Annotated in this window: 25 protein-coding genes; 12 read left to right on the top strand and 13 right to left on the bottom strand. The window is 72.9% G+C overall.

Translation table 11 applies throughout. The features are described 5' to 3' along the window. Positions 1-68: 68 nt before the first annotated feature. Both gdhA and OG245_RS24190 read right to left on the bottom strand, forming a co-directional pair. A complete protein-coding gene (gene gdhA, locus OG245_RS24195) occupies positions 69-1,457 on the bottom strand; it encodes an NADP-specific glutamate dehydrogenase (RefSeq protein ID WP_371625547.1) in 1,389 nt (462 codons plus the stop codon). A 338-nt stretch (positions 1,458-1,795) separates the two neighbouring features. Beyond that, the gene (locus OG245_RS24190; protein ID WP_371625546.1) at positions 1,796-1,978 is read right to left on the bottom strand and encodes a hypothetical protein; all 183 of its coding nucleotides are present in this window, start codon (positions 1,976-1,978) and stop codon (positions 1,796-1,798) included. Positions 1,979-2,455: 477 nt separating this feature from the next. Here OG245_RS24190 and OG245_RS24185 point away from each other — a divergent pair, with 477 nt between their 5' ends. Continuing rightward, positions 2,456-2,905: an RDD family protein gene (locus OG245_RS24185; protein ID WP_371625545.1), complete on the top strand. Its 450-nt coding sequence runs from the start codon at positions 2,456-2,458 to the stop codon at positions 2,903-2,905. A gap of 115 nt (positions 2,906-3,020) precedes the next feature. On the opposite strand, the gene OG245_RS24180 is transcribed toward OG245_RS24185, so the two are convergent. The 3 genes from OG245_RS24180 to OG245_RS24170 all read right to left on the bottom strand — a co-directional run bounded on the left by OG245_RS24180 (position 3,021) and on the right by OG245_RS24170 (position 6,814). Beyond that, the gene (locus tag OG245_RS24180) at positions 3,021-4,505 is read right to left on the bottom strand and encodes an alpha/beta hydrolase (protein WP_371627978.1); all 1,485 of its coding nucleotides are present in this window, start codon (positions 4,503-4,505) and stop codon (positions 3,021-3,023) included. Between the two features lie 354 nt (positions 4,506-4,859). Beyond that, positions 4,860-6,128: an Ig-like domain-containing protein gene (locus OG245_RS24175; protein ID WP_371625544.1), complete on the bottom strand. Its 1,269-nt coding sequence runs from the start codon at positions 6,126-6,128 to the stop codon at positions 4,860-4,862. A 236-nt stretch (positions 6,129-6,364) separates the two neighbouring features. Beyond that, on the bottom strand, positions 6,365-6,814 hold the full coding sequence (locus tag OG245_RS24170) for a hypothetical protein (protein WP_371625543.1): 450 nt from the start codon (positions 6,812-6,814) through the stop codon (positions 6,365-6,367). Positions 6,815-6,922: 108 nt separating this feature from the next. On the opposite strand from OG245_RS24170, the gene OG245_RS24165 reads away from it, so the two are divergent. Next, on the top strand, positions 6,923-7,237 hold the full coding sequence (locus tag OG245_RS24165; protein WP_371625542.1) for a hypothetical protein: 315 nt from the start codon (positions 6,923-6,925) through the stop codon (positions 7,235-7,237). 75 nt (positions 7,238-7,312) lie between these two features. Here the strand turns inward: OG245_RS24165 and hutH are convergent, their stop codons facing one another. After that, complete coding sequence (gene hutH / locus OG245_RS24160; protein ID WP_371625541.1) at positions 7,313-8,863, bottom strand: histidine ammonia-lyase; 1,551 nt, start codon at positions 8,861-8,863, stop codon at positions 7,313-7,315. Positions 8,864-9,008: 145 nt separating this feature from the next. On the opposite strand from hutH, the gene OG245_RS24155 reads away from it, so the two are divergent. Then, on the top strand, positions 9,009-9,746 hold the full coding sequence (locus OG245_RS24155) for a translation initiation factor IF-2 (protein ID WP_371625540.1): 738 nt from the start codon (positions 9,009-9,011) through the stop codon (positions 9,744-9,746). Between the two features lie 18 nt (positions 9,747-9,764). Here OG245_RS24155 and OG245_RS24150 read toward each other — a convergent pair whose 3' ends face one another. From OG245_RS24150 to OG245_RS24135, 4 genes are all read right to left on the bottom strand, one after another. Further along, entirely contained in the window at positions 9,765-10,919 is a 1,155-nt protein-coding gene (locus tag OG245_RS24150; protein WP_371625539.1) for a diguanylate cyclase domain-containing protein, read from the bottom strand. 105 nt (positions 10,920-11,024) lie between these two features. Then, entirely contained in the window at positions 11,025-11,837 is an 813-nt protein-coding gene (locus tag OG245_RS24145; RefSeq protein ID WP_371625538.1) for an enoyl-CoA hydratase/isomerase family protein, read from the bottom strand. A gap of 226 nt (positions 11,838-12,063) precedes the next feature. Beyond that, the gene (locus tag OG245_RS24140; protein ID WP_371625537.1) at positions 12,064-13,263 is read right to left on the bottom strand and encodes an adenylate/guanylate cyclase domain-containing protein; all 1,200 of its coding nucleotides are present in this window, start codon (positions 13,261-13,263) and stop codon (positions 12,064-12,066) included. A gap of 178 nt (positions 13,264-13,441) precedes the next feature. Further along, positions 13,442-14,311 carry a biotin--[acetyl-CoA-carboxylase] ligase gene (locus OG245_RS24135; RefSeq protein WP_371625536.1) on the bottom strand — a complete coding sequence of 290 codons (870 nt, stop codon included), beginning with the start codon at positions 14,309-14,311 and terminating at the stop codon, positions 13,442-13,444. 155 nt (positions 14,312-14,466) lie between these two features. On the opposite strand from OG245_RS24135, the gene OG245_RS24130 reads away from it, so the two are divergent. From OG245_RS24130 to OG245_RS24115, 4 genes are all read left to right on the top strand, one after another. After that, complete coding sequence (locus tag OG245_RS24130; RefSeq protein ID WP_371625535.1) at positions 14,467-16,047, top strand: acyl-CoA carboxylase subunit beta; 1,581 nt, start codon at positions 14,467-14,469, stop codon at positions 16,045-16,047. Positions 16,048-16,082: 35 nt separating this feature from the next. Continuing rightward, positions 16,083-16,289, top strand: coding sequence for an acyl-CoA carboxylase epsilon subunit (locus OG245_RS24125; protein WP_371625534.1), 207 nt, complete (start codon positions 16,083-16,085; stop codon positions 16,287-16,289). Between the two features lie 87 nt (positions 16,290-16,376). Beyond that, a complete protein-coding gene (gene mmpB / locus OG245_RS24120; RefSeq protein ID WP_371625533.1) occupies positions 16,377-16,505 on the top strand; it encodes a morphogenic membrane protein MmpB in 129 nt (42 codons plus the stop codon). A gap of 43 nt (positions 16,506-16,548) precedes the next feature. Then, entirely contained in the window at positions 16,549-17,160 is a 612-nt protein-coding gene (locus OG245_RS24115) for a nucleoside triphosphate pyrophosphatase (protein WP_371625532.1), read from the top strand. A 33-nt stretch (positions 17,161-17,193) separates the two neighbouring features. Here the strand turns inward: OG245_RS24115 and OG245_RS24110 are convergent, their stop codons facing one another. After that, complete coding sequence (locus OG245_RS24110; RefSeq protein ID WP_371625531.1) at positions 17,194-17,634, bottom strand: hypothetical protein; 441 nt, start codon at positions 17,632-17,634, stop codon at positions 17,194-17,196. 354 nt (positions 17,635-17,988) lie between these two features. Between OG245_RS24110 and OG245_RS24105 the strand changes: the two genes are divergently transcribed. Both OG245_RS24105 and OG245_RS24100 read left to right on the top strand, forming a co-directional pair. Further along, positions 17,989-19,743 carry a biotin carboxylase N-terminal domain-containing protein gene (locus tag OG245_RS24105; protein ID WP_371625530.1) on the top strand — a complete coding sequence of 585 codons (1,755 nt, stop codon included), beginning with the start codon at positions 17,989-17,991 and terminating at the stop codon, positions 19,741-19,743. Between the two features lie 120 nt (positions 19,744-19,863). Next, positions 19,864-20,460, top strand: coding sequence for a TetR/AcrR family transcriptional regulator (locus OG245_RS24100; RefSeq protein ID WP_371625529.1), 597 nt, complete (start codon positions 19,864-19,866; stop codon positions 20,458-20,460). A 104-nt stretch (positions 20,461-20,564) separates the two neighbouring features. Here OG245_RS24100 and OG245_RS24095 read toward each other — a convergent pair whose 3' ends face one another. Further along, entirely contained in the window at positions 20,565-21,530 is a 966-nt protein-coding gene (locus OG245_RS24095; protein WP_371625528.1) for a DeoR/GlpR family DNA-binding transcription regulator, read from the bottom strand. A gap of 185 nt (positions 21,531-21,715) precedes the next feature. After that, positions 21,716-23,155 (bottom strand): NAD(P)H-quinone dehydrogenase, encoded by a 1,440-nt coding sequence (locus OG245_RS24090; protein ID WP_007458836.1) that lies wholly within the window; start codon positions 23,153-23,155, stop codon positions 21,716-21,718. Positions 23,156-23,429: 274 nt separating this feature from the next. Here OG245_RS24090 and OG245_RS24085 point away from each other — a divergent pair, with 274 nt between their 5' ends. The 3 genes from OG245_RS24085 to OG245_RS24075 all read left to right on the top strand — a co-directional run bounded on the left by OG245_RS24085 (position 23,430) and on the right by OG245_RS24075 (position 26,576). Beyond that, positions 23,430-23,867: a gamma-glutamylcyclotransferase gene (locus OG245_RS24085; RefSeq protein ID WP_007458837.1), complete on the top strand. Its 438-nt coding sequence runs from the start codon at positions 23,430-23,432 to the stop codon at positions 23,865-23,867. Positions 23,868-23,982: 115 nt separating this feature from the next. Then, positions 23,983-24,807, top strand: a complete 825-nt coding sequence (locus OG245_RS24080; RefSeq protein WP_371625527.1) for a purine-nucleoside phosphorylase — start codon at positions 23,983-23,985, stop codon at positions 24,805-24,807. Between the two features lie 128 nt (positions 24,808-24,935). Next, positions 24,936-26,576 carry a phospho-sugar mutase gene (locus OG245_RS24075; RefSeq protein ID WP_371625526.1) on the top strand — a complete coding sequence of 547 codons (1,641 nt, stop codon included), beginning with the start codon at positions 24,936-24,938 and terminating at the stop codon, positions 26,574-26,576. The last annotated feature ends 11 nt before the right edge of the window (positions 26,577-26,587 follow it).

Here is a 26,587-nt window from a genome sequence, read left to right as displayed (position 1 = left end):
GGCCTCACCCGCGCGGGGTAGCGGTGGTGGCGGCGGCCACGGCGGCGTCGGCGCGTCGCCCCGTACGGTCAGATCAGGCCCTGCGCCAGCATCGCGTCCGCGACCAGTTCGAAGCCCGCGATGTTCGCGCCCACCACGTAGTTGCCGGGGCTGCCGTACCGCTCGGCGGTCGTGTAGCAGGAGTCGTGGATGTGCCGCATGATCTCGGCGAGCCGCTCCTCGGTGTGGGAGAAGGTCCACGAGTCCCGGGACGCGTTCTGCTGCATCTCCAGGGCGCTCGTCGCGACCCCGCCCGCGTTGGCCGCCTTGCCGGGGGCGAAGGCGACGCCCGCCTCCTGGAACACCCGGACCGCGTCCGGGGTGGTGGGCATGTTGGCGCCCTCCGCGACCGCCTTGACCCCGTTGCGCACGAGGGCCAGCGCGTCGGCCTCGTGGAGCTCGTTCTGCGTGGCGCAGGGCAGGGCCACGTCCACGGGGACCGACCACACCCCCGTACCGGGGACGAACCGGGCGTGTGCGCCGCGCCGTTCGGCGTACTCCGAGACGCGGCCCCGGCCGGCCTCCTTGATCTCCTTGAGGAGGGCGAGGTCGATGCCCTTCTCGTCGACGACGTAGCCGCTGGAGTCCGAGCAGGTCACCACGGTCGCGCCGAGCTGCTGGGCCTTCTCGACGGCGTAGATGGCCACGTTGCCGGAGCCGGAGACCGCGACGGTCTGGCCCTCCAGCGACTCGCCCCGGCTGCGCAGCATCTCGGCGGTGAACAGGACCGTGCCGTAGCCGGTGGCCTCCGTACGGGCCTGGGCGCCGCCCCAGCCGAGGCCCTTGCCGGTGAGGACGCCGGACTCGTAACGGTTGGTGATCCGCTTGTACTGGCCGAAGAGGTAGCCGATCTCGCGGCCGCCCACGCCGATGTCACCGGCCGGGACGTCGGTGTACTCCCCCAGGTGACGGTGGAGTTCGGTCATGAAGGACTGGCAGAACCGCATGATCTCGGCGTCGGACCGGCCCTTGGGGTCGAAGTCCGCGCCGCCCTTGCCGCCGCCGATGGGCATGCCGGTGAGGGCGTTCTTGAAGATCTGCTCGAAGCCGAGGAACTTCACGATGCCGAGGTTGACCGAGGGGTGGAAGCGCAGCCCGCCCTTGTAGGGGCCGAGCGAGCTGGAGAACTCCACCCGGAAGCCCCGGTTGACGTGGATGTCCCCGGAGTCGTCCGACCACGGCACCCGGAAGATCAGCTGGCGCTCGGGCTCGCATATGCGCTCGATGATGCGCGCGTCGACGAACTCGGGGCGCCGGGTCAGCACCGGCCCGAGCGTCTCCAGGACCTCGCGGACCGCCTGGTGGAACTCCTGCTCACCCTGGTTGCGGCGCAGGACCTCGGCGTAGAGCGGCTCGATGACGCGGGCCGCGGCCTCGTGCGTGCGGGTGGAGTCGGGCGAGTCGGGGATGACCGGCATCTGATCAGGACCTTCCGTGGTCGGCTCGTGCGCGTCGACGCCCCCGCCCCGGGGTGCGCCACCGGTCCGCCTCCCCCGCCGGAGCCCCGTGGGCTCCCTCCCGGGAGGACCACGCGGCCGACGCCCGGCAGGGTGATGCGCGGGACCGTCGTACGGTCCGATTCTCCCGCGCGGCCCGATGATCTTCGAGAAGCATCCACATATTGACCAGGATCGGCCGCTTGATCAGCGCCCGGACCATCGCGCAGGGCCCTGCGAGGCCCCCGGCCGGCCGAGTTCCGACAAGCCCGCGCGGCTCGGGTCCGCTCGCCCGCCGCACACCTTCCGGGTGGCGAAGGTCACAGCTCGGACCGGCCCTCGCGTGAGCCCCTCAGCGCCCAGAGCCCGGCCGCGGAGGCGAGCACGACCACGCCCGAGACGACACTCAGGGCTACTTCGAGGCCGTTCCTGTCGACCGCGAAACCGAGGAAGACGTTGGCGACGAGCGCGGCGGACAGGATGAGCCGGAGCAGGGTTTTCATGACGGTGATGCCTCCGTGGTCGGTGATGCGTCCAGCCTGTCGGCCGGGCCGCGCCGTGAGGAGGGAGCGGGCCCCCGTATCGGGGTGGAGCAGGCTGCACCCCCGATAGGGGGCCGGGTGGGCGGCCCGCGTGCGACCGGGGGCCGGAACCGTAAGGGTCCCGTGAAAACAACGCCGGGGCACCCGTGTTACCCGCCAGGAACAAGGACACCCCGCCTGACGATCGGTCATGATGCCCCCATGACGAAGCCTCGGGGGCGGCGGAGAGGGCAGCCTCCTGACGAATTACGGGCGCTGTACCGCGTACGCAGGACCGGGAGCGGCGACGCCCGGCCCCGCCGGACCCCGCCCGCGACACCGGGCCGGCCGGCGTCCGGGGACGCGCTCCCCAGGGCGGCCTATCCCGCGTACGCCCGCTCCGTGTATCCCGCCCCGGCGCCGCGGAGGGAGCCGCGCCTCCCCAGGGGCACGGGGGACATGCGGCGCTATCTGGCGGTCGGCCTCGACAGCTATCTGTGCCTGCTGGCCGTCGGACTCCTGGTGCGGTCCTGCCTGGACTCCGGCGGGACGGGGCACGCGGTCGCCCTGCTGCTCGTCCAGTCGGTCGCGCTGTCGTTCGCCAACCAGGTGCTGCTGACGATGGCCGTCCGGGCGAGCGCCGGAAAGCTGATCATGGGCGTCCGGGTGATCCGGCTGCCCGACGCGGGACGGCCGGGGTTCCGCCTGCTGGTGCTGCGCTGGCTGTACGGGCTCCTCTGGCTGCCGCGCCAGCCCTGGCACCGGCTCCGCGGCGCGGCGGCGGCCAGCGCCCCTGGCAGGGCCCCCGACCGCCGCTCCGGGGCGCCCGAGGACCTCGCGGGGGTGCGCCAGGTCCGGCGCAGCGACCTCCGGTCGTACCGGGCAGCGGTGCAGGGGCGCGCGGGCTGAGCCCGCTCCGTCGTAGGTGGCGGCCTCCCCGACACCGCGCCGAGGCCCGAACGCGTCACCACCGCCCTCCCACCGGATCCGCCTCGCGGACGGACCCGCACCGACCGGCAAGCCGTCAGGGAGACACAGCGGGGCAGCTCGTGCCCCGTGGCGGGACCGCCAGGTCCGTGAGGTAGCCGTCCACCGCGTCCTCCATGCACGGGCCTCTGGTGACGCTGCCGTGGCCGTGGCCCTCGTAGGTGAGGAGCACGCCGCCTCGGCCGAGCTGCCGGGCCACCGAGACCGCCCACGCGTAGCCGGTGGCGGGATCGTGCAGCGCGTTGGACAGCAGGATCGGCGGTGCCCCGTCCACGTCCAGCCGGTGCTGCGGGTTGGCGGTCGGCGCGCCCAGGCACGCCGCCACCATGTGGATCGGCAGCAGGTGGGGCAGGTCGGGCGCGGTCCGGTTCATCGTGGAGACGAGCGAGGCGTACTCCCGGTAGTCGCGCACCGGCAGGCGCCAGTCGGAGCAGAAGACCGGGGTGGCGAGGGGCAGCGGCATGTTCGAGGTGGGCGACGCGGGCAGCGGCTCGCTCACGTGCAGGCGCGCGATCTCCGTGGCGAGGCCCGCGTAGTCGGCGGAGTAGAACTTCCGGAACGCGATCCTGTTGACCAGGTCCGAGGAGGACAGTGCGGTGCCCGGCTTCGCGGGGTTCTCCAACCGGCCCTGCCCGGCCCGGTCCAGCAGGCCCTGCCAGACGGTGCGGACGTCGTGACCGCGCAGCGCGCAGGCGGCGGCGCCGTCGCACCACTTCACGAACTCCCGGAAGGAGTCCTGCGCCGTGGCCGCCTCGGACCGCAGGAACTCGCGGGTGGTCGGGATGCTGTGGTCCATGACGCTCTCCAGCACCATCGCGCGTACGCGGCGCGGGTAGGTCTCGGCGTACTGCGCACCGAGCAGCGTGCCGTACGAACTCCCGTGGAAGGTCAGCTTCCGCTCGCCGAGGGCGGCCCGGAGAGCGTCCAGGTCCCGGACCGTCCGGGCGGTGTCGAGGTGGTCGAACACCGGGCCGGTACGGGCCCGGCAATCGACGCGGAGCAGCTTGTTGTACGCCACGGTGGCGTCGAAGTCCGCCTGGCTCCTCAGCTCCGGTGACGGCCGCTCCGCGAGCAGGCCGGCGGAGCAGGCCACCGGGTTGCTGCCGCCCACCCCGCGCGGGTCGAAACCGACGATGTCGAACCTTCGGCGGACCTCGGGGCTGAACCGGCCGATGTTCCCGACCACCATCCCCACACCCGAGTCGCCCGGGCCGCCGGGGCCGAACACCATCGAGCCGATGCGCGCGCCCGGTTCGGTGGCCTGACGGCGGGCCACGGCCAGGTCCAGTCTCGGCCCGTCGGGGCGGGCCCAGTCCACCGGCACCGAGAGAGTGGCGCACTCGGCTCCCGGCTTCGCCCCGGCGTCGCACGGCGCCCATCGCGACAACGCGCCGGCAGACGGCGACGTCTGGACCACGGGAGCGCCGGAGAGGCCGGTCGTGACGGCCATGACGGTTCCCACGACCATGACCGTGCCCCGCGCGGTGAGGCGCCGCGGCGTGGATCTCCCCTTGCACCGCATGGACGTCAGCAAGGATCCTCCTCGTGAAGAGAGCGGTTGTTCCAGGCGTGCGGTCCCGGCCGGGGCGCCCTCGTCACGGTAGGTGTGCTGTCGCGGCCGTGGTGCCTCTCTCAGGGTTTTCTCCGGGGCGGACAGGGGCCGTTCAGGGTCGGTGCACGGTCGCCGCCCCCGAACCATCAGTGCCGGTGGGCCCGTTGACGATGCCGCGCTTCCGCGCCGCGTCCTCACGGGGCTGGGCCGGACACAGCGTCACAGGGGCACCGGACACGCCGAAGGCGGCGGTCCCGGAAGACTCCGGGGCCGCCGCCTTCGGGCGGGGACGGGGGGTGCCGAGCAGGAACGGCGGGAAGAGGATCAGGCCTGGGAGCCGGCCGTCCACTCGGCCCAGCTCATGTTCCAGCCGTTGAGGCCGTTGTCCGGGGTGATGGTCTTGTCCGGGGAGTTCTTGACGATGACCACGTCGCCGACGAGGGAGTTGTCGTAGAACCAGGCGCCGGGCGCGCTGGAGTCGTTCGCGCCCTTCACGTCGGCGAGGCCCACGCAGCCGTGGCTGGTGTTGGCGTTGCCGAAGATGCCCTTGCCCCAGTAGTTGCCGTGGATGAAGGTGCCCGACGTGGACAGGCGCATCGCGTGCGGCACGTCCTTGATGTCGTACTCGCCCTTGCCGTCGTCATCGGTGAAGCCGACGGTGGCGCCGTTCATCCGGGTCTCCTTGTGCTTCTCGGAGATCACCATCCGACCGTTGTACGTGGGGTTCTCGGGGGAGCCCGCGGAGATCGGGATCGTCTTGATCGTCTTGCCGTCGCGGGTGACCGTCATCTGCTTGGTCTTCGCGTCGACGGTGGAGACCTGGTTGCGGCCGACCTTGAAGGTCACGGTCTTCTGCTGGACGCCGAAGACGCCGTCCGCGCCCTCGACGCCGTCGAGGGCCAGCTTCAGGGTGACGGTGGAGCCGCCCTGCCAGTAGTCCTCGGGGCGCAGGTCCAGGCGCTGGGCGTTGAACCAGTGGCCGACGACTTCCTGGCCGCTGCTGGAGGTCACGGTGATGCCGTCCTGGACGGCCTTCTTGTCCGTGATCGCCTTGTTGAAGTTGATCGAGACGGGCATGCCGACGCCGACCGTCGAACCGTCCTCGGGGGTGAAGTTCCCGATGAAGCTGTTGTCGGGCGAGACGGTGGTGAAGGAGCTGTTCTCGTGGGCCTCGCGGCCCTTCGAGTCGGCGGCCGTGGCGTCGATCTTGTACGTGGTGGACCGCTCCAGCTGGTCCGCGGGCTTCCAGCTGGACCCGTCGGCCGCCAGGGTGCCCTCGACCGGGTCGCCGGCCGCCGTGGTCATGACGACCTTGGTCAGCTTGCCCTTGGCGACGGTGACCTGGGCCGCGTTGTTGATGCTGGCGTTGGTGGCGCCGTTCTTCGGCTTGATCGCTATCTGCGCCTCGGAGGCGTCAGCGGCTGCCGCCTTGTCGACCTCCTGCTGCGACGACTCCGAGCTGCCGGTGTTGGCCTTGCCGCCCTTGTCGCCGTCGTCGCTACAGGCCGAAAGCACCAGCACGCCGCCGAGCAGTGCGGACATGGCCATGAGGCCCCTGCGCCGCTTGCTGTCCGTCATCACACGCTTCTCCATCGTTGCCGATTCCCCAAAATCCCCGGACGGGGCCGCCAGGCCGCTCTTCCCCGTCAATGTTCCAAGAACACCCGGAAAGGGTGGTCCGTTCCACATCCCTGACAGATGTGGGGAACACCACTCATCGACGCGGCCCCGGCAGCGGTGGTTCCCGCGGCCCGGCCGCGGTTTCCGCCGACGCCCGGCGCGGCCCCGGTCCGCCGGTCGGCGGGGGCCGGGGCCGGTGTTCTCACCTGTCACACCCGCTGCGCGGGGTCACCGTCCTCGCCGTCGTTCCTCCCATTGTGCGCGACCGCGTCGCCGTACCCCTCCTCATCGCCCTCGCCCAGCGGCAGGAAGAGGTCCTCGTCGCCGCCTTCCGGGTCGTCCCAGCCCTCCGCGTCGGGGTCGTAGTCGATGCTCTCGCTGCTCCAGGAAGCCTGGGCCAGCTCGACCCCGGGCACCTCGCTGACCAGGTCGAAGGGATCGACCAGCGAGGCGAGGGCCTCTGCACCGTCTGCCCGGACCGTGGCCTCCGCATGCATCCGCTCCTCGGCGGTGTCGTTCCCTGCGACCGCCGCGACGGGCTCCCCGTACTCGGCGGCGATGGATTCGAGGGCGGTGCCGGTCAGGGCGTCGAGGTCGGTGACCTCCAGCACCATCTCCACGCGAAGTCGAACAAACCTGGATGTCTCTTCTGTGCTCATAGGCCGGAGCGTAAGGCCCGGCGAGGCCGCGACTTTCCACCGACCCGCTGCTTTGCTTAGCATCGGCCCACGGGGCTAACTCATGGTTGTCGCAAGGGGATCGAATCTGTGTCCGTCGCTCGTCGCACACTGCTGACCGCCACCGCCGCAGGCACACTGCTGGCCGCTCTCTGGTTCGTCCCGTCGGCCAACGCGACCGGTGAGAACGGCGCCCAGGGCGCCCCGGCCGCCGCGTCCGACCGGACCGCCGGACAGTCCGCCGGAAGCTCCGGCGAAGGCTCCGGCGCGCTCCTCGCCGACACCGGGCCGGGCCCGGACACCACGCCGTATCTCATCGGCGGCACAGCCCTGTTGGGCCTCGGCGCGGGCTTCGTCACGTACTCGGTGCACCGCTCCGGTGCGGGGGCGCGCCCGGCGCTCTGAGCATCCCGCTCACGGAAGGGTGCTCCCGCGCCATCGTCGCGGGAGCACCCTTCCGTGCGCACGTACGGGTACGGCTCAGGCCAGCGGCCCGGTGACCGGCTCCACGGCCGCGACCAGGCGGCCCTCCCGTACGAACGTGTCGGCGGCGGCCAGGTCCGGCGCGAGGAAGCGGTCCGGGCCCGGGCCCTCGGCGCCGGCGGCCCGCAGCGCGTCCACGGCGGCCTGCGAGGCGGGGGCGGGGGTCAGGCCCTGGGCGGCGCGGATCTCGACGGCGCGGGTCGCCGCGTACAGCTCGACGGCGACGATCCGGGTCAGGTTGTCCACGGCCGTACGGAGTTTGCGCGCGGCGGACCAGCCCATGGAGACGTGGTCCTCCTGCATCGCGGAGGACGGGATGGAGTCGGCGGAGGCGGGGACCGCGAGCCGCTTCATCTCGCTGACCAGGGCGGCCTGGGTGTACTGGGCGATCATCAGGCCCGAGTCGACCCCGGCGTCGTCCGCGAGGAACGGCGGCAGGCCGTGCGAGCGGTTCTTGTCGAGCAGCCGGTCGGTGCGGCGCTCGCAGATCGAGCCGAGGTCGGCGGCGACGATCGCGAGGAAGTCCAGGACGTACGCGACGGGGGCGCCGTGGAAGTTGCCGTTGGACTCGACGCGGCCGTCGGGGAGGACCACCGGGTTGTCCACGGAGGAGGCCAGCTCGCGGCCCGCGACCACGGCCGCGTGGTCCAGGGTGTCCCGGCCGGCGCCGTTGACCTGGGGTGCGCAGCGCACCGAGTAGGCGTCCTGGACCCGGGGCGCGTCATCCTGGTGATGGCCCGTCAGGCCCGAACCGGCCAGCACCCGCAGCATGTTGTCCGCGCTGACGCCCTGGCCGGGGTGCGGGCGGATGGCGTGCAGCTCGGGGGCGAGGACCTTGTCCGTGCCGAGCAGCGCCTCCAGGGAGAGGGCCGCGGTGATGTCGGCCGAGGTGTAGAGGTTCTTCAGGTCGGCGAGGGCCATGACGAGCATGCCGAGCATGCCGTCGGTGCCGTTGAGGAGGGCCAGGCCCTCCTTCTCGCGGAGCTCGACCGGGGTGATGCCGTGCGCGGCGAGGAGCTCGCCGGCCGGGCGGACGGTACCGTCGGGGCCCTCCGCGTCGCCCTCGCCCATCAGGGTGAGCGCGCAGTGCGAGAGCGGGGCGAGGTCGCCCGAGCAGCCGAGCGAGCCGTATTCGTGGACGACGGGCGTGATGCCCGCGTTCAGCAGGTCGGCCATGGTCTGCGCGACCTCGGGGCGTACGCCGGTGTGGCCGGAGGCGACCGTCTTCAGCCGGAGGAACATCAGCGCGCGGACGACCTCGCGCTCGACGCGGGGGCCCATGCCTGCCGCGTGCGAGCGGACGATGTTGCGCTGGAGCTGCGCCCGCAGTTCCGGGCTGATGTGGCGGCTGGCGAGGGCGCCGAAGCCGGTGGAGACGCCGTAGACCGGCTCGGGCTTGGCGGCGAGCGCGTCCACGATGAGACGGGCGGCGGCCAGGGCTTCCACGGCGGCGGCGGAGAGCTCGACCCGGGCGCCGTGGCGGGCCACGGCGACGACGTCCTCGGCGGTGGTTCCGGACGTCCCCACCACGACAGTGTGCATATCCATATTCAGCAGCGTACGTATTGAAACCCGCCATGTCACTAGTGGTGCCGTGCAGGGCCCCTTACGGAACCGGCACGAGTGCGGGCACGACTCCGCATGGGTACGTGAGCGGCTTGCCCGCGGCGCGCGCTGCCGGGAGGCTGCACGCATGCGTCGACTCCTGCTGCTCGCACCGTTGTTGCTGTTCTCCGCCGCCGGCTGCGGAATGCTCCAGTCCTCCGAGGGCGAGGCCGCGGACTCCGCGCGGGACGTGGCCAGGAAGGCGGGCGAGCGGCTCTACGGTCAGCGTCCGCGCACGGCGGAGGAGGTCGGGTACATCGCCTCCGGCGTCGAGGGGGTGGAGGTGCTGCGGGTGAAGGGCGCCTCGACCCGCGACGGGGACGGCATCGAGCTGGTCGTCCGCACGCACGGCACGGCGTACGACCAGACGTTCGACCCCGAGCCGGTCACCGTACGGCGCTGCTTCGCGGTCCGGGTGTCGCCGAAGTCCCGGTGGCGCGAGGACCCGCGCGACGTGGACTGCCCGGACGGCCCCCGGCCGGCCTTCGCCCCGCCGCCCGAACCGCCCGCGCTGCCGCACGAGGAACTGCGCGCGAAGCTCCCCCGGGTGCCGGAGGGCGGCCGGGTGGACGAGGCAGAGGTGCGCCGGGCGGTCGCCGCGCTGGACATGGACGAGGCGATCCGTACCGAGGTGAGGGCGGGCGCCGACCGGGTCGGTGTCCTCCTGTCGGTGGAGGGCGACCGCTACGACCCGCAGGACTGCCTCCTCGGCCGGGTGAGCCCGGGCGCCACCGAGGTGTGGGTGCCGTCCCGGGTACAGCGGATGCGCGGAGAGGGCGGCTGCACCGTGGAGAACGCCCTGGAGCGGATGCCGCCACCGCACTGAGGCCCGAGCGGTGGCGGGTCACGGCCGGTTGCCGCGCAGCCTTCGCCGGTCGTGCGCGGACTTCGGCGGGGAGTCCGCGAGCCGGATGACCTCGCCGTCCCGCCCGGCCACCACCGGACCCGGCGAGCGCGCGGCCTTGGCCCGGTACTGGGCGGCGTCCGCGAGCCGGAACAGCCGGCGGGCGGAGCGCACCGGGCCGATCGGGTCGCCGGTGGAGGCGACCCCGCAGGCGACCCCGTCGCCCAGCTCGATCACCGCCGCCCGGTCGCACAGCTCGGTGGCGACGCCGACCACCGCGTCGGCCGGGGGGCCCGTCGCGAGCAGGCAGAACTCGTCGCCGCCCAGCCGGGCCGCCAGCGCCTCCGGCAGCATCGCCCCGCACAGGGACAGCACCGAGCCGAAACGTTCCAGCAGGCGGTCGCCGACGGCGTGGCCGTGGGTGTCGTTCACCGCCTTGAGGCCGTTCAGGTCGCAGACGACGAGGCTGACGACCGTGTCGTCGACGCGGTGCCGCTCGATGGCCTCGTCGAGCCGGATGTCGACCGCGCGGCGGTTCGCCAGACCGGTCAGCGGGTCGGTGAAGGCCAGCTTGCGGACCTCCTCCAGGCGCTCGGTCTGGGCGATCCCGGAGGCCACGACGGCGGCGAGCACGGTCGCGAAGTCCGCGTCGGCCCGGTCGAAGACGGGCTGCCCGGCCGGCCGCGCCACGTACAGCTCGCCCCACGCCCGGCCGTGCAGCACGATCGGCGCGACCACACAGCAGCTCCGGCCGCGCCGCCGGAGCGCCGCGACCCGCTGGTGGCAGTACGGGCGGGCGCCGCGCGCCGGACCGCCCGCGCCGGGCTGCCCGTCGGCGGTCTCCACCCAGGCGTCGGGCTCGCCGCCACCCGCCCAGCGCTCGTGCAGGAACTCGGTGATCTCCGGGAACTCATGGACCGGGTAGGCCTCCTCCTCGGGGAACTCCTCCTCCCCCTCGGCCCGTTGGCCCGCGTTCACCAGCACCCGCAGTCTGCCCCGGTCCCGCTCCCACACGGAGAGCGCGGCGAAACTGCCGCTCAGCGCCTCGCAGGCGCCCAGCGCCGCGGCCCGCCACGATTCGCGCGGCGTGTAGGCCGCGGCCATGGTCTGCGCCAGCGAAACCACGGCCCGTAGCCGCTCATCGTCACCACCCATTGCTCCAGCTTATGTAGATTTGTCCCCTTTTGATCAGTTTGAAGCGTAACTAATTTCAACTATTTCCCCGGAAGCGCACTCACTCCGCGTAACCGATGCCCCGGTTCACTCACCGGGCCAGTCGGGCCGCCTCTTCTCGTTGAACGCGGCCACCCCCTCCGCCCGGTCCCCGGAGAAGGCCACCGACCGCCAGGCCGCGTCCTCGACCTCCAGGCCCGCCCGCAGGTCGAGCCCCTGCCCCAGCCGCAGCGCCTTCTTGGCCGCACGCAGCCCGACCGGCGAGTTGGCGGCGATCCGGCCGCCCAGCGCGAGGGCCTCCTCGCGGTCCCGGCCCGCCTCGACCAGCTCGTCGACCAGCCCCAGCCCGCGCGCCTCGGCGGCCCCGACCCGGCGGGCGCTGAACACCAGCTCGGCGGCGCGCGCCGCCCCCACCCGGCGCGGCAGCAGCTGTGTGCCGCCGCCGCCCGGGATGACGCCCACGGACACCTCGGGCAGCCCGACCACGGCGGTGGCGTCGGCGACGATCACATCGCAGGCGAGGGCGAGTTCGAAGCCGCCGCCGAGGGCGAAGCCGTGCACGGCGGCGATCACCGGCATGGGCAGCTCCAGGACCCCGGTGTAGGCGGCCCGGGCGGTGGGCCGCTGGCGTACGAGGTCGGCGTCGGTGAAGGAGTTGCGCTCCTTGAGGTCCGCACCCACGCAGAAGGCCCGTTCGTGGCTGGAGGTCAGGACGGTGGCGCGGACGTCCCGGTCGGCGCCGAGCGCCTCGCAGGCGGCGGCGATGGAGCGGGCCATGTCGGTGGAGACGGCGTTCATGGCCTTGGGCCGGTCGAGGACCAGCTCGGCAACGTGGTCCTGCCCCTCGTGCCGTCGGACGACGACGAACTCCCCGAACCGCTGCTCGGACGTGACGGTCATGGCTGCACCCCTGTCATGGACGGCCTGTTAACGAGCGTTACCGTCACGGATCCTAGACAGGAAGCCCCCGCCCCCGACAGAGCGGGCCGGGGGCGGGGTGCGGGGCAGGGCGGGGCGGGGACGAGGACGTGACGACCGGGGCGGAGGCGTGACGGCAGCGGCGAGGGCGGCAGCGACGAGCGACAGAGGCCGGACGGCAGCGGCGCGTCGCGGGGGCGGGCCGCGTTCAGGAGCCGGTCTTCCCCCGCCGGGCCAGCAGCCACGGCTCCACCACGCCGAGCCCGCGCACCGGGCGCTGCCACATCGGCTGGAGCCCGAAGCGGTACGTGGGCAGCGGCGGCTCGTCGTCGGGCTCGCGGCCCTCCTTCTCCGCGACCCGGGCCCGCTCGGCGGCGGCCGCGACGGCCTCGGCGGCCTGTGCCTCGGACTCCGGGGCCTCACCGTGCCGGACCAGCTCCTTGGCGAACGCCCCGTCGACCAGGACGGCGTCCTTCGGCGCTATCGAGGTGAGCCGGCTGGCGAGGTTCACCGTGGTGCCGAAGACATCGCCCATCCGGGTGGTGACCGTGCCGAAGGCGATGCCGACCCGCAGGGCGGGCATCGTCTCGTCCTGGGACATGGCCTCGATCAGCCGGAGCGCTATCTCGGCGGCGGTGCCCGCGTCGTCGGCGGCGAAGAGGACCTCGTCGCCGAGGGTCTTGATGAGCCGCCCGCCGTGGGCCGCGACCAGGTCGGCGGCGGTCGTCTCGAAGGACTCGACCAGCTCGCCGAGCTCCTCCTCCTCCAGGCGCCGGGTCAGCCGGGTGAAGCCGACCAGGTCCGCGAAGCCGACGGCGAGCCGCCGGTCGACCATCTCCTCGTCGTCCGCGGCCTGCACGACCCGGCCGGTGGCGGCGGCGAGCTGGCGCCGCCACACGTAGACGAGGAACTCCTGGAGCTCCGGGAGCAACAGCTCGATCAGCGGATACGTGACCTCGGTGCGGGTCATGCCGGGCTCGGGCGGCTCGGTCAGCCCCTCCAGGAACGAGTCGATCTGCCACTCGGCCAGCCGGGCGGTGGTCTGCCCGGTGGAACGGGCGACCTGGATCGCCATCGGCTCGCTGAGCAGCCCCGCCTCGACGAGACCGGCGAGCCGCCGCAGGGCGAGCACGTCCGCCTCGGTGAGCGCCTTGGCCTGGCCGATGTCGGCGAAGCCCATGGCCCGCCAGAACCGGGAGGCCAGGTCCATCGAGACCCCGGCGGTGCGGGCCGCCTGGAAGGGCGTGTAGCGCCGGTCGGCCCCCAGGATCAGCGCTTCGAGGCGGATGGCGAGGGGGTCGTCGGTCGGTTCCACCGTGTGGTCGACCTCGTGGTGGGGTGTGGCGTGGACCGAGGAGTCGGGCCCGGGCTCCTCACCCGCGCCGGACGTCGTGTCGCCGACGGTCACCAGCCGCCTCCTGCCCGTTCCCTGCGCACTGCCCTGCCGATCTGTCGCTGGATCGCCTCAACGATACGGCAGGTGTGCCCCAGCTCACGTCCTTGGTTGTCCGTCATCGGTGCGTCGCGCGTGACATCTCAGGCATACGCGGTATCCACCGGTACGCCCGGCGGGGGCGCACGGCCGATCAGGTCAGGCCGCCCGCCGCGCCGCGCAGGTGGACGATGTCCCCGGCCGACACCGGCCGCTGGAGCCCGTCCTCGGTGGAGAGGACGAGACGCCCGTCCCCGTCGATCGCGACCGCCTCGCCGACCAGGGACGCACCCCCCGGCAGCTCCGCCCGCACGGTCCGGTCCAGCGTCGCGCAGCCCGCCGCGTAGGCGGCCTGGAGCCCGCTCGCGGCCGCGTCGCCGTCCGCCGCCTTCCACCGGCCGTACCAGTCCTCCAGCGAGCGCAGGACGGCGCGCAGCAGGGTCTCGCGGTCGGTGGAGACCGCTCCGGCGAGCGCCAGCGACCCGGCGGTGGGGGCGGGCAGCTCGTCGGCACGGAGCGAGACGTTGATGCCGAGGCCCACGACGATGCCGTCCCCCGCGAACTCGCCGAGGATGCCGCCCGTCTTGCGCTCCTGCCCCTCGATCGTGACCAGCAGGTCGTTGGGCCACTTCAGCGACATGTCGACGCCGGCCGACTTCGCGAGCCCGGTCGCGGCGGCGACCCCGGCCAGCAGCGGCACCCACCCCCACCGCTCCACGGGGATGTCGCCGGGCTCCAGGTGGACGGAGAAGAACAGCCCGGAGCGGGGCGGTGCGGTCCAGGTCCGCTCCAGCCGTCCGCGCCCCGCGGTCTGCTCCTCGGCGACCAGCACCGTGCCCTCGGCCGCCGCCCCGCCACGGGCCCGCCCGGCGAGGTCGGTGTTGGTGGATCCGGTGGACTCCACGACCTCCAGCGACGTCCACAGCGTGCCCGGCCGCAGCAGCCCGCGCCGCAGCGCGGTCACGTTGAGGGGCGGCCGGTCGAGATCCGACCAGCGGTTGTGTGGCGCATCCGGTGGTGTCATGCAACCCAGCCTAGGTGTGGCAAAGGACGCACTGCCTTTCCGGAGGCGCGCCGATACCCTACGAGTCAGTAGCCAGAGCCGGACTGACGGCTGGCCGTCCCCCCGTGACCGGTGCCAGACGTCGTCCCCGTGACCAGGCAGGGAGCCGCCCCCCGATGTCCGAGCCGCTAAGCGACATCCACACCACCGCGGGCAAGCTCGCGGACCTGACGCGCCGCATCGACGAGGCGACGCACGCCGGTTCGGCCCGCGCGGTCGAGAAGCAGCACGCCAAGGGCAAGCTGACGGCCCGTGAGCGGGTCGAGCTGCTGCTGGACGAGGGCTCCTTCGTGGAGCTCGACGAGTTCGCCCGGCACCGCTCCACCAACTTCGGCATCGAGAAGAACCGCCCGTACGGGGACGGTGTCGTCACCGGCTACGGCACGGTCGACGGCCGCCCGGTCTGCGTGTACTCGCAGGACTTCACCATCTTCGGCGGTTCGCTCGGCGAGGTCTACGGCGAGAAGATCGTCAAGGTCATGGACTTCGCGCTGAAGACCGGCTGCCCGGTCATCGGCATCAACGACGGCGGCGGCGCGCGGATCCAGGAAGGCGTCGTCGCGCTCGGCCTGTTCGCCGAGATCTTCCGCCGCAACGTGCACGCCTCCGGGGTGATCCCGCAGATCTCGCTGATCGTCGGGCCGTGCGCGGGCGGTGCGGTCTACTCCCCCGCGATCACCGACTTCACGGTGATGGTCGACCAGACCTCGCACATGTTCATCACCGGCCCCGACGTCATCAAGACGGTCACCGGCGAGGACGTCGGCTTCGAGGAGCTGGGCGGCGCCCGTACGCACAACACCACCTCCGGGGTGGCGCACCACATGGCGGGCGACGAGAAGGACGCCATCGAGTACGTCAAGTCCCTGCTGTCCTACCTCCCGTCGAACAACCTCTCCGAGGCCCCGGCCTTCCCGGAGGAGGCCGACCTCGCCACCACCGACGAGGACCGCGAGCTGGACACGCTCATCCCGGACTCGGCGAACCAGCCGTACGACATGCACACCGCGATCGAGCACGTGCTGGACGACGGCGAGTTCCTGGAGACCCAGGCCCTGTTCGCGCCGAACATCATCACCGGATTCGGCCGGGTCGAGGGCCACCCGGTCGGCATCGTCGCCAACCAGCCGATGCAGTTCGCCGGCTGCCTGGACATCAACGCCAGCGAGAAGGCGGCGCGCTTCGTCCGCACCTGCGACGCGTTCAACGTCCCCGTCGTCACCTTCGTGGACGTGCCGGGCTTCCTGCCGGGCGTGGACCAGGAGTACGGCGGCATCATCCGGCGCGGCGCGAAGCTGATCTACGCGTACGCGGAGGCGACGGTCCCGCTGATCACCGTCATCACGCGCAAGGCCTTCGGCGGCGCGTACGACGTGATGGGCTCCAAGCACCTGGGCGCGGACCTGAACCTGGCCTGGCCGACCGCCCAGATCGCCGTCATGGGCGCCCAGGGCGCGGTGAACATCCTGCACCGCCGCACCATCGCCGCCGCCGAGGACCCGGACGCGACGCAGGCCGAGCTGATGACGGCCTACGAGGACGCGCTGCTCAACCCGTACGTGGCGGCCGAGCGCGGCTACGTCGACGCGGTCGTCATGCCGTCCGACACCCGGGCCCATATCGTCAAGGGGCTGCGTCAACTGCGGACGAAGCGGGAATCCCTGCCTCCGAAGAAGCACGGCAACATCCCGCTCTGACCGGTCCCATCAGCCGCTCGCAGAAAGGTCTGCCCATGATCAGGGTCGTACGGGGCAACCCCACCCCGGAGGAGCTGGCCGCCGCACTGGCGGTGGTCCGGGCGCGCGCCGCGGCGGCGTCCGCCGTGTCGTCCGGCGCGCCGCTGCCGCCCGAGCAGTGGTCCGACCCGGGGCGCATCGCCCGGGGCGGCAGCCCGCAGCCGGGCCCCCGGGCCTGGGCGCGGACGTACTGGCCGGCCTGAGGCGCGAAGCCGTCCCCGTCCGCACGGGGGCGGCTTTGAGTACCCGTACTCAGGCGTAGGGGCGGGCGGCGCAGCAGGATCGGGAGCATGCTGTGGTCCGACCCCGAGAACAAGCCGCCGAAGGAACTGCGCGACGCCCAGGCCATGATGCGCAGAGCCGGCGTCCTGCTGGCGCTGGCGATGCTGGTGGCGATGTTCGCCCTCGGCATCCGCTGAGCGCCGGGCCCGCGGCCCACCGGCCCTCGCGGGCCCTTCTACGATGGCCCGCATGACTGATCAGCGCCGTCTCGTGCTCGCCTCCGCCTCCCCCGCCCGTCTCGGTCTGCTGCGCCAGGCCGGATTCGCCCCCGAGGTGATCGTCAGCGGGGTGGACGAGGACGCCATCGACGCACCGACCCCCGCCGAGCTGGCGCTCGTCCTGGCCCGGGCCAAGGCGGCGGCCGTCGCGGAGCGCCCCGAGGCCGCGGGCGCCCTGGTCATCGGCTGCGACTCGGTGCTGGAGCTGGACGGCGAGGCGCTGGGCAAGCCGGCCGACGCCGAGGAGGCCACCGCCCGGTGGAAGGCGATGCGCGGCCGGCCGGGCGTCCTGCGGACCGGGCACAGCGTGATCGACACCGCCTCCGGCCGTACGGCCTCGGCGACGGCGTCCACGGTCGTACGGTTCGGCGAGCCGAGCGACGCCGAGGTGGCCGCCTACGTGGCCTCGGGCGAACCGCTCCACGTCGCGGGGGCGTTCACGCTGGACGGCCGCTCGGCGCCGTTCGTCGACTCCATCGAGGGCGACCACGGCAATGTCATCGGGCTCTCGCTGCCGCTGCTGCGCAGGCTGCTGGGCGAGCTGGACGTCTCCGTCACGGAGCTGTGGGTCTGAGACCCGCGTCGACAACGCTGCGGGTCGGTACGGCTAGCGCGTGGCCGCCAGGGCCGCCTCGTCGCCGACGCCGTCCTCGGCGCGGGGCCCGGGCCCGTACGCCAGCAGGGTGAGCACCAGCAGGGCCAGCACGAGCATCATGAACGCGAAGGCGCCCCAGCCCACCAGGCCGACGGCGACCGCGCCGAGGACGCCGTGCACGACCGCGCAGCCGATCAGGGCGATGCGTCCGAAGCGCGCCGGGGCGCGGTCGCGGGCCCCGGCCAGCAGGGCGATCAGCCCGCACAGGACCAGCAGCAGCCCGGAGAGGCCGCCCATCACCCAGGTGCCGGCGGACATGGCGTCCGGGTCCAGGCCGGCGAGCGACATGTTCTGGTTCTCGGCGATCGTGGCCAGGACGGCGTTGATGAGCACGATGCCCACCGCCTCCCCGAACAGTACGAGCGCGGTCACGATCGCCACCGGTCTGCGCATGACCGATCCACCCCCTGTTACCTGCAGTACGTGCGTAGCGCGGACCTTACTTACGGGTATTCCTGTGTACAAGGGGTCGGACAGGTCCGTACGCCGGGCAAAGAATTCACCGGCCGTTCGTAGGGACCCGACAAAGAAACGCCGTAAGGCGTTGAGCGTAAGGACAGAGACCTGAACCACACCGGCTGGTTACTGTGCGGTTGAGGATCGCGGCGTACCGTGGTGCCACAAGGGATTTCACTACTGGGGCAAGCCTCGGATCACACTCCGTGTGGGCAAGCTCACCATTGGGGACAGGTCGTACGGCCGTGTCGGTAGTCCCTAAACTCAGCTTGTTTCGAGGAGGGAGTCATCGTGCGCAAGGTGCTCATCGCCAACCGTGGCGAAATCGCTGTCCGCGTTGCTCGGGCGTGCCGGGACGCGGGGATCGCGAGCGTCGCGGTCTACGCCGAGCCGGACCGGGACGCGCTGCATGTCCGGGCCGCAGACGAGGCGTTCGCCCTGGGCGGTGACACCCCGGCCGCCAGCTACCTGGACATGGCCAAGGTGCTGCAGGCCGCCAAGGACTCCGGGGCGGACGCGATCCACCCCGGCTACGGATTCCTGTCGGAGAACGCGGAGTTCGCCCAGGCCGTCCTGGACGCCGGACTGACCTGGATCGGCCCGCCGCCGCAGGCCATCCGCGACCTCGGCGACAAGGTCGCCGCCCGGCACATCGCCCAGCGCGCGGGCGCCCCGCTGGTGGCCGGCACCCCGGACCCGGTCTCCGGGTCCGACGAGGTCGTCGCGTTCGCCGAGCAGAACGGACTGCCGATCGCGATCAAGGCCGCCTTCGGCGGCGGCGGTCGCGGCCTGAAGGTGGCCCGCACCCTGGAGGAGATCCCGGAGCTGTACGACTCCGCGGTCCGCGAGGCCGTCGCGGCGTTCGGCCGGGGCGAGTGCTTCGTCGAGCGCTACCTCGACAAGCCGCGCCACGTGGAGACCCAGTGCCTGGCCGACACCCACGGCAACGTGGTCGTCGTCTCCACCCGCGACTGCTCGCTCCAGCGCCGCCACCAGAAGCTCGTGGAGGAGGCCCCGGCCCCGTTCCTGAGCCAGGCGCAGAACGAGGAGCTGTACGCCGCGTCGAAGGCGATCCTGAAGGAAGCCGGCTACGTCGGCGCGGGCACCGTGGAGTTCCTCGTCGGCGTCGACGGCACGATCTCCTTCCTCGAGGTCAACACCCGCCTCCAGGTCGAGCACCCCGTCACCGAAGAGGTCACGGGCATCGACCTCGTACGCGAGATGTTCCGCATCGCCGACGGCGAGGAGCTGGGCTACGGCGACCCCGCCCTGCGCGGTCACTCCTTCGAGTTCCGTATCAACGGCGAGGACCCGGGCCGCGGCTTCCTGCCCGCCCCCGGCACCGTCACCACCTTCGCCCCGCCCACCGGCCCCGGCGTCCGCCTGGACGCGGGCGTCGAGTCCGGCTCGGTCATCGGCCCGGCCTGGGACTCGCTGCTCGCCAAGCTCATCGTGACCGGCGCGACCCGCGAACAGGCGCTCCAGCGCGCCGCCCGCGCGCTCGCCGAGTTCACCGTCGAGGGCATGGCCACCGCCATCCCCTTCCACCGGGCCGTCGTCGCGGACCCCGCCTTCACCGCGAACCCGTTCACCGTCCACACCCGGTGGATCGAGACGGAGTTCGTCAACGAGATCAAGCCCTTCGCCGCACCCGCCGACACGGACACGGACGACGAGGCCGGACGGGAGACCGTCGTCGTCGAGGTCGGCGGCAAGCGCCTGGAGGTGTCGCTGCCGTCCTCGCTGGGCATGTCGCTGGCCCGCACCGGCCTCGCCGCCGGCGCGAAGCCCAAGCGCCGCGCCGCGAAGAAGGCCGGTTCCGCCGCCTCGGGCGACAGCCTCGCCTCGCCCATGCAGGGCACCATCGTCAAGGTCGCGGTGGAGGAGGGTCAGGAGGTCCAGGAGGGCGACCTCGTCGTCGTCCTGGAGGCCATGAAGATGGAGCAGCCGCTCAACGCGCACCGCTCCGGCACCGTCAAGGGCCTCACCGCCGAGGTCGGCGCGTCCATCACCTCCGGCGCGCTGATCTGCGAGATCAAGGACTGACCGCCCGGTTCACTCCGAAGGGGCCCGGTCCACGTCGTGATGACGCGGACCGGGCCCCTTCGTCGCAGTGGCATCCTGGAAACCACAGAGGGTCCGAGGACCGAGGGAGGGGCAGAAGCCATGGCAGGGGCGATCCCGATGGAGACGAGCACGGCACGACCGCCGGCCCGGCCGATGCGAGCGGACGCGCGCCGGAACCACGACCGGCTGGTGGGCGAGGCCCGCAGGTCCTTCGCCGAGCACGGCACGGACGCGTCGCTGGAGGACATCGCCCGGCGGGCGGGCGTGGGCATCGGCACCCTCTACCGGCACTTCCCGAACCGGGACGCCCTGATGAACGCGGTCTTCCAGGACGCCCTGCGCTCACTCCTGGACCGCTCCCGGGAGCTGGCCGCCGCGGAGGCCCCGTGCCGGGCGCTGGTGGACTGGCTGGGCGCGATCGTCACTCATGCGGGTGAGTACCGCGGCCTGGCCCACGGCCTGATGTCCGCCTCGCGCGACGGGAGCTCGGCACTGGCGCAGTGCCATCTGCCGCTCCGGGAGGCGGGCGCGGGGCTGCTGCGCCGGGCCCAGGAGAGCGGGTCGGTGCGGGACGACGTCTCGATCGACGACCTGCTCCAGCTCACCAACGCGATCGCGCTGGCGGCCGAGCAGTCGCCCGACGACCCGGAGTTGGCGGAGCGGCTCCTGCGGCTGACGCTGCGCGGACTGAAGTAGCGGCCGCCGCACGGGGATTCTCCCCGCCCCTTCCCGTGACCGGGGTTCCGCCCCGGATCCCGCTCCTCGCACGCCGGAGGGGTGGGGAGACCCCCGGCACGGGCCTACCGCCGCCGCAGGTCCGCGACCCGGGCGCGCTGCTGCTCCCCCGGGACGTCCGCCAGCGCGGAGGCGCTGCGGAGCTGCGGCCCGAGACCGCCGTTCTGCGTGCGCCGCTGTCCGGGAAGCGGCATGTCCCGGCGGGGCTGACGCCCCGGTGAGGGGCCGTCCCCGCCGGACGCGTCCGCGCCCGGACCCGCCACCGTGATCTCCACGCCCTGGTCCGCCAGGGACTGGAGCTCGGCGGCGGCCCGCTCGTCGTGGAGCGGGGGCTCGTCCGTCACCAGGCGGGTGATCAGTTCGGTGGGCACCGTCTGGAACATGGTGTCCGAGCCGAGCTTGGTGTGGTCCGCCAGGACGACCACCTCCGCGGCGGCCTGCACGAGAGCCCGGTCGACGCTGGCCGAGAGCATGTTGGAGGTGGACAGGCCGCGCTCCGCGGTGAGACCGCTCCCGGAGAGGAAGGCCCGGGAGACCCGCAGCCCCTGGAGGGACTGCTCGGCCCCGCTGCCCACCAGCGCGTAGTTGCTCCCGCGCAGGGTGCCGCCGGTCATGACGACTTCGACCCGGTTGGCATGGGCCAACGCCTGGGCCACCAGCAGGGAGTTGGTGACGACGGTCAGACCGGGGACCCGCGCGAGCCGGCGGGCCAGCTCCTGCGTGGTCGTGCCGGCGCCGACCACGATGGCCTCGCCCTCGCCGACGAGGCCCGCGGCCAGGTCGGCGATGGCCGTCTTCTCCGCGGTGGAGAGATGGGATTTCTGCGGGAAGCCGGACTCCCGCGTAAAACCGCCCGGCAAGACCGCACCGCCGTGCCGGCGGTCGAGGAGTCCTTCTGCCTCCAGTGCCCGCACGTCCCGCCGTACGGTCACTTCGGAGGTCTGGACGACGCGGGCGAGCTCACGGAGCGATACCGCCCCGTTGGCACGCACCATTTCGAGGATCAACTGACGACGTTCTGCAGCGAACACGGAACTGACAGTAACCTGACCGCAGGTGAGTTTTCAGCAGTTTGCGCCGAATAACAGAAGTTGTACTTCGAAGGGGCCTCCAAGTGGTATAGGAGGCCCCTTTGTTGTCCGCGGGTGATCACGGAGCGGCGCGGCGTCGCCCGGACTGACGGGGGTTGACGCGGATTGTCCGGCCCCGCGGGCCCTCAGCCCTCGCCCGTGAGCTTGCGGGTGTGCAGCTGCCGGGCCACTTCGGCGATCGATCCGGACAGGGACGGGTACACGGTGAAGGCGTTTGCGATCTGTTCCACCGTCAGGTTGTTGTCGACCGCGATCGAGATGGGGTGGATCAGCTCGCTGGCGCGCGGCGCGACCACGCAGCCGCCGACCACGATGCCCGTACCGGGGCGGCAGAAGATCTTGACGAAGCCGTCGCGGATGCCCTGCATCTTGGCGCGCGGGTTGCGCAGCAGCGGCAGCTTCACCACCCGGGCCTCGATCTTGCCCGCGTCCACCTCGGCCTGGCTGTAGCCGACGGTGGCGATCTCCGGGTCGGTGAAGACGTTGGCGGAGACGGCCTTGAGGTTCAGCGGCGCGACCGCGTCGCCCAGGAAGTGGTACATCGCGATACGGCCCTGCATCGCGGCGACCGAGGCCAGCGCGAAGATGCCGGTGACGTCGCCGGCCGCGTAGACGCCGGGGGCGCTGGTGCGCGAGACGCGGTCGGTGAGGACGTGCCCGGAGTCCTTGAGCCGTACGCCGGCCTCCTCCAGCCCCATGCCCGCGGTGTTCGGGATCGCGCCGACCGCCATCAGACAGTGCGAGCCGGTGATGACCCGGCCGTCGGCCAGCGTCACCTCGACCCGGTCGCCGACGCGCTTGGCGGACTGGGCGCGGGAGCGGGCCATGACGTTCATCCCGCGGCGGCGGAAGACGTCCTCCAGGACGGCGGCGGCGTCCGGGTCCTCGCCGGGCAGCACCCGGTCGCGGGAGGAGACGAGGGTGACGCGCGAGCCGAGCGCCTGGTAGGCCCCGGCGAACTCGGCGCCGGTGACACCGGATCCGACGACGATGAGCTCCTCGGGGAGTTCGTCGAGGTCGTAGACCTGGGTCCAGTTCAGGATGCGCTCGCCGTCGGGCTGCGCGTCCGGGATCTCCCGGGGGTGGCCGCCGGTCGCTATCAGCACGGCGTCGGCGGTCAGCCGCTCCTCGGTGCCGTCCGCGGCGGTGACGACGACCTGTCGGGACCCGTCGGCGGCCTGGAGCCCGTCGAGCCGTCCCCGGCCGCGCATCACCCGGGCGCCGGCCCGGGTGACGGAGGCGGTGATGTCGTGGGACTGGGCGAGCGCCAGGCGCTTGACCCGGCGGTTGACCTTGCCGAGGTCCACGCCGACGACCCGGGCGGCCTGCTCCACGTGGGGGGTGTCGTCGGCGACGATGATGCCCAGCTCCTCGTACGAGGAGTCGAAGGTGGTCATCACCTCGGCCGTGGCGATCAGGGTCTTCGAGGGCACGCAGTCGGTGAGGACCGAGGCCCCGCCGAGACCGTCGCAGTCGACGACGGTCACCTCCGCACCGAGCTGGGCGCCCACCAGGGCTGCCTCGTAGCCGCCGGGGCCGCCGCCGATGATCACGATCCGGGTCACGAAAAGTCCGCCTCGCGTTGGGTTACCCCGCGGCCGCCCTGCCGCCCCGGCCGGGGGTCCGGGGGATCGCCCCGGGGGAATGCAGTACGTCCTCCATTGTCCCGCACGCGCCAAGGTGCTTCGCCCCGGGGCCCTCCATACGGGAAAGAGGGCGTCCGCCGCACGGGAACGAGCTGCCCGCACACCGAGGTGCGCGCCTCCCCGCACTCCCCCGACCGGGGCCTTCGTCACAGGAACCGCCGCTCCCGCGCCCACCTCCCGTACCCTCGGTCCCATGTCGCTCTACGCCGCGTACGCCGGCAACCTCGACGCGCGGCTGATGACCCGCCGCGCCCCGCATTCCCCGATGCGCAGCACCGGCTGGCTCAACGGCTGGCGGCTGACCTTCGGCGGGGAGCAGATGGGCTGGGAGGGGGCGCTGGCCACCGTGGTGGAGGCGCCGCGCTCCCAGGTCTTCGTCGCGCTGTACGACCTGGCGCCGATGGACGAGGACTCCATGGACCGCTGGGAGGGCGTCGGCCTCGACATCTACCGCCGGATGCGCGTCCGGGTGCACACCCTGGACGGCGAGGAGCCGGCCTGGATGTACGTGCTGAACGGCTACGAGGGCGGTCTGCCCTCGGCGCGCTATCTCGGCGAGATCGCGGACGCCGCGGAATCCGCCGGCGCACCGCACGATTATGTGATGGAGCTGCGCAAGCGCCCCTGCTGACCAGGGCGGACCGGGTCCGGTCGCACCATATTCGTGCGAAAGCACAAAGACCCGCGGCGCGTCTTTGCGCCAGGGCATCTACGCGCGTAGGGATCGAGCGGTTACCCTCGTCCGCGTGAACGCATCTGTTATTCCGGACAACATCCAGGGCGACCCGCGGGCAGCCGCCGCCGGGGCCGCCGCCCGCCTGCGCGAGCTGACCGGCGCCGAGACCCATGACGTCGCCCTGGTGATGGGCTCCGGCTGGGCGCCCGCGGGCGAAGCGCTCGGCGTCCCGGACGCCGAGTTCCCCGTGACCGACCTGCCCGGCTTCCCGGCGCCCGCCGTCGAGGGCCACGGCGGCACGGTCCGCTCCTACCGGATCGGCGAGAAGCGCGCGCTGGTCTTCCTCGGCCGCACGCACTTCTACGAGGGCCGGGGCGTCGCCGCCGTCGCCCACGGCGTCCGTACGGCGGTGGCCGCGGGCTGCGGGACCGTCATCCTGACGAACGGCTGCGGCGGCCTGCGCGAGGGCATGCGCCCGGGCCAGCCGGTCCTGATCAGCGACCACATCAACCTGACGGCCGCCTCCCCGATCATCGGCGCCAACTTCGTCGACCTCACCGACCTGTACTCGCCGCGCCTGCGCGCGCTGTGCAAGGAGATCGACGACACCCTCGAAGAGGGCGTCTACGTCCAGTTCCCCGGCCCGCACTACGAGACCCCGGCCGAGATCAACATGGTCCGGGTCATGGGCGGCGACCTGGTGGGCATGTCCACGGTCCTGGAGGCCATCGCGGCCCGGGAGGCGGGCGCGGAGGTGCTCGGCCTCTCCCTCGTCACCAACCTGGCGGCGGGCCTGTCCGGAGAGCCCCTCAACCACGAGGAGGTCCTCCAGGCCGGCCGCGACTCGGCGACCCGGATGGGCGCGCTGCTGGCCCGGGTGCTCGACCGCGTCTGAGCCGCGCTTCCAGCCCGTCCGGCGTCAGAGGGCCGGGGTCCGGGGCGGAGCCCCGGCCTCTCCCCGGACGCCCCGCGACACCCGCACCCACCCCCGTACCTCCTCCGCACCCCCGAAAGGCGGACCCCGTGCAGCACGACCTCATCGCACAGGCCAGGACCTGGCTGGCCGAGGACCCCGACCCCGACACGCGTGCGGAGCTGGGCGCGATCGTCGAGGCGGGCGACACCGCCGAACTGGCCGCCCGTTTCGCGGGCACGCTCCAGTTCGGCACCGCCGGGCTGCGCGGGGAGCTGGGAGCCGGGCCCATGCGGATGAACCGGTCCGTGGTGATCCGGGCGGCGGCGGGTCTCGCCGCCTATCTGAAGGACCAGGGCGAGGAGGGCGGCCTCGTCGTCATCGGCTACGACGCCCGCTACAAGTCGGAGGACTTCGCGCGCGACACCGCGGCCGTGATGACGGGCGCCGGACTGCGCGCCGCCGTGCTGCCCCGCCCGCTCCCCACTCCCGTGCTGGCGTACGCCATAAGGCATCTGGGCGCGGTCGCCGGGGTCGAGGTCACCGCCAGCCACAACCCGCCGCGCGACAACGGCTACAAGGTCTACCTCGGCGACGGCTCGCAGATCGTGCCTCCGGCCGACGGCGAGATCGCCGCCGCCATCGACGCGGTCGGCCCGCTGGCGGGCGTGCCACGCCCGGAGGGCGGCTGGGAGGTCCTCGGCGACGAGGTCCTGGCCGCCTACCTGGCCCGTACGGACGCGGTCCTGGCCCCCGGCAGCCCCCGTACGGCACGGACCGTCCACACCGCGATGCACGGCGTCGGCACCTCCGTACTGACCGCCGCGTTCGAGCGGGCCGGGTTCCCGGCGCCGGTCCTCGTCACCGAGCAGGCCGAGCCCGACCCCGCGTTCCCCACCGTGGCCTTCCCCAACCCGGAGGAGCCCGGCGCGATGGATCTCGCCTTCGCCACCGCGCGCCGGGCGGCGCCGGACCTGATCATCGCCAACGACCCGGACGCGGACCGCTGCGCCGTCGCCGTGCCCGACACCGCCACGGAGGGCGGCTGGCGGATGCTGCGCGGCGACGAGGTGGGTGCGCTGCTCGCCGCGCACCTGGTGGAGCGGGGCGTGAGCGGCGTGTTCGCGGAGTCGATCGTGTCGTCGTCGCTGCTCGGCCGGATCGCGGAGAAGGCGGGCCTCGGTTACGAGGAGACCCTGACGGGCTTCAAGTGGATCGCCCGGGTGGACGGACTGCGGTACGGGTACGAGGAGGCGCTCGGCTACTGCGTGGACCCCGAGGGCGTCCGCGACAAGGACGGCATCACCGCCGCGCTGCTCGTCGCCGAGCTGGCCTCCGTACTCAAGGAGCGGGGCCGTACGCTCCTGGACCTGCTGGACGACCTGGCCCTCGCGCACGGCCTGCACGCCACCGACCAGCTCTCGGTGCGGGTGGAGGACCTCTCGGTCATCGCGGACGCCATGGCCCGGCTCCGCGCGCAGCCGCCGACCGCGCTGGCCGGCCTCGCCGTCACCTCGGCCGAGGACCTGGCGCGGGGCACCGACAGGCTGCCGCCCACCGACGGGCTGCGCTACCACCTGGAGGGCGCCCGGGTGATCGTCCGCCCGAGCGGCACCGAGCCGAAGCTGAAGTGCTATCTGGAGGTCGTCGTCCCGGTGGCGGACGCGGCCGGGCTGCCCGCCGCGCGGGCCCGGGGCGCCGAACTGCTCGCCGGGATCAAGCGGGACCTCGCGGCGGCCGCGGGGATCTGACGCACCGCCCC

Source organism: Streptomyces sp. NBC_01116, assembly GCF_041435495.1.
Taxonomy (GTDB): domain Bacteria; phylum Actinomycetota; class Actinomycetes; order Streptomycetales; family Streptomycetaceae; genus Streptomyces.
This window is presented reverse-complemented; position numbering and strand designations above follow the sequence as displayed.

Bases quoted from the DNA above. Each gene is read 5' to 3' on its own strand.
- OG245_RS24130 (WP_371625535.1), top strand. From the start codon at position 14,467: ATGTCCGAGCCGCTAAGCGACATCCACACCACCGCGGGCAAGCTCGCG.
- OG245_RS24100 (WP_371625529.1), top strand. From the start codon at position 19,864: ATGGCAGGGGCGATCCCGATGGAGACGAGCACGGCACGACCGCCGGCC.
- OG245_RS24185 (WP_371625545.1), top strand. From the start codon at position 2,456: ATGCGGCGCTATCTGGCGGTCGGCCTCGACAGCTATCTGTGCCTGCTG.
- OG245_RS24180 (WP_371627978.1), bottom strand. From the start codon at position 4,505: ATGCGGTGCAAGGGGAGATCCACGCCGCGGCGCCTCACCGCGCGGGGC.
- hutH (WP_371625541.1), bottom strand. From the start codon at position 8,863: ATGGATATGCACACTGTCGTGGTGGGGACGTCCGGAACCACCGCCGAG.
- mmpB (WP_371625533.1), top strand. From the start codon at position 16,377: ATGCTGTGGTCCGACCCCGAGAACAAGCCGCCGAAGGAACTGCGCGAC.
- OG245_RS24115 (WP_371625532.1), top strand. From the start codon at position 16,549: ATGGCCCGCATGACTGATCAGCGCCGTCTCGTGCTCGCCTCCGCCTCC.
- OG245_RS24145 (WP_371625538.1), bottom strand. From the start codon at position 11,837: ATGACCGTCACGTCCGAGCAGCGGTTCGGGGAGTTCGTCGTCGTCCGA.
- OG245_RS24150 (WP_371625539.1), bottom strand. From the start codon at position 10,919: ATGGGTGGTGACGATGAGCGGCTACGGGCCGTGGTTTCGCTGGCGCAG.
- OG245_RS24125 (WP_371625534.1), top strand. From the start codon at position 16,083: ATGATCAGGGTCGTACGGGGCAACCCCACCCCGGAGGAGCTGGCCGCC.
- OG245_RS24155 (WP_371625540.1), top strand. From the start codon at position 9,009: ATGCGTCGACTCCTGCTGCTCGCACCGTTGTTGCTGTTCTCCGCCGCC.
- OG245_RS24170 (WP_371625543.1), bottom strand. From the start codon at position 6,814: ATGAGCACAGAAGAGACATCCAGGTTTGTTCGACTTCGCGTGGAGATG.
- OG245_RS24085 (WP_007458837.1), top strand. From the start codon at position 23,430: ATGTCGCTCTACGCCGCGTACGCCGGCAACCTCGACGCGCGGCTGATG.
- OG245_RS24190 (WP_371625546.1), bottom strand. From the start codon at position 1,978: ATGAAAACCCTGCTCCGGCTCATCCTGTCCGCCGCGCTCGTCGCCAAC.
- OG245_RS24110 (WP_371625531.1), bottom strand. From the start codon at position 17,634: ATGCGCAGACCGGTGGCGATCGTGACCGCGCTCGTACTGTTCGGGGAG.
- gdhA (WP_371625547.1), bottom strand. From the start codon at position 1,457: ATGCCGGTCATCCCCGACTCGCCCGACTCCACCCGCACGCACGAGGCC.
- OG245_RS24175 (WP_371625544.1), bottom strand. From the start codon at position 6,128: ATGGAGAAGCGTGTGATGACGGACAGCAAGCGGCGCAGGGGCCTCATG.
- OG245_RS24135 (WP_371625536.1), bottom strand. From the start codon at position 14,311: ATGACACCACCGGATGCGCCACACAACCGCTGGTCGGATCTCGACCGG.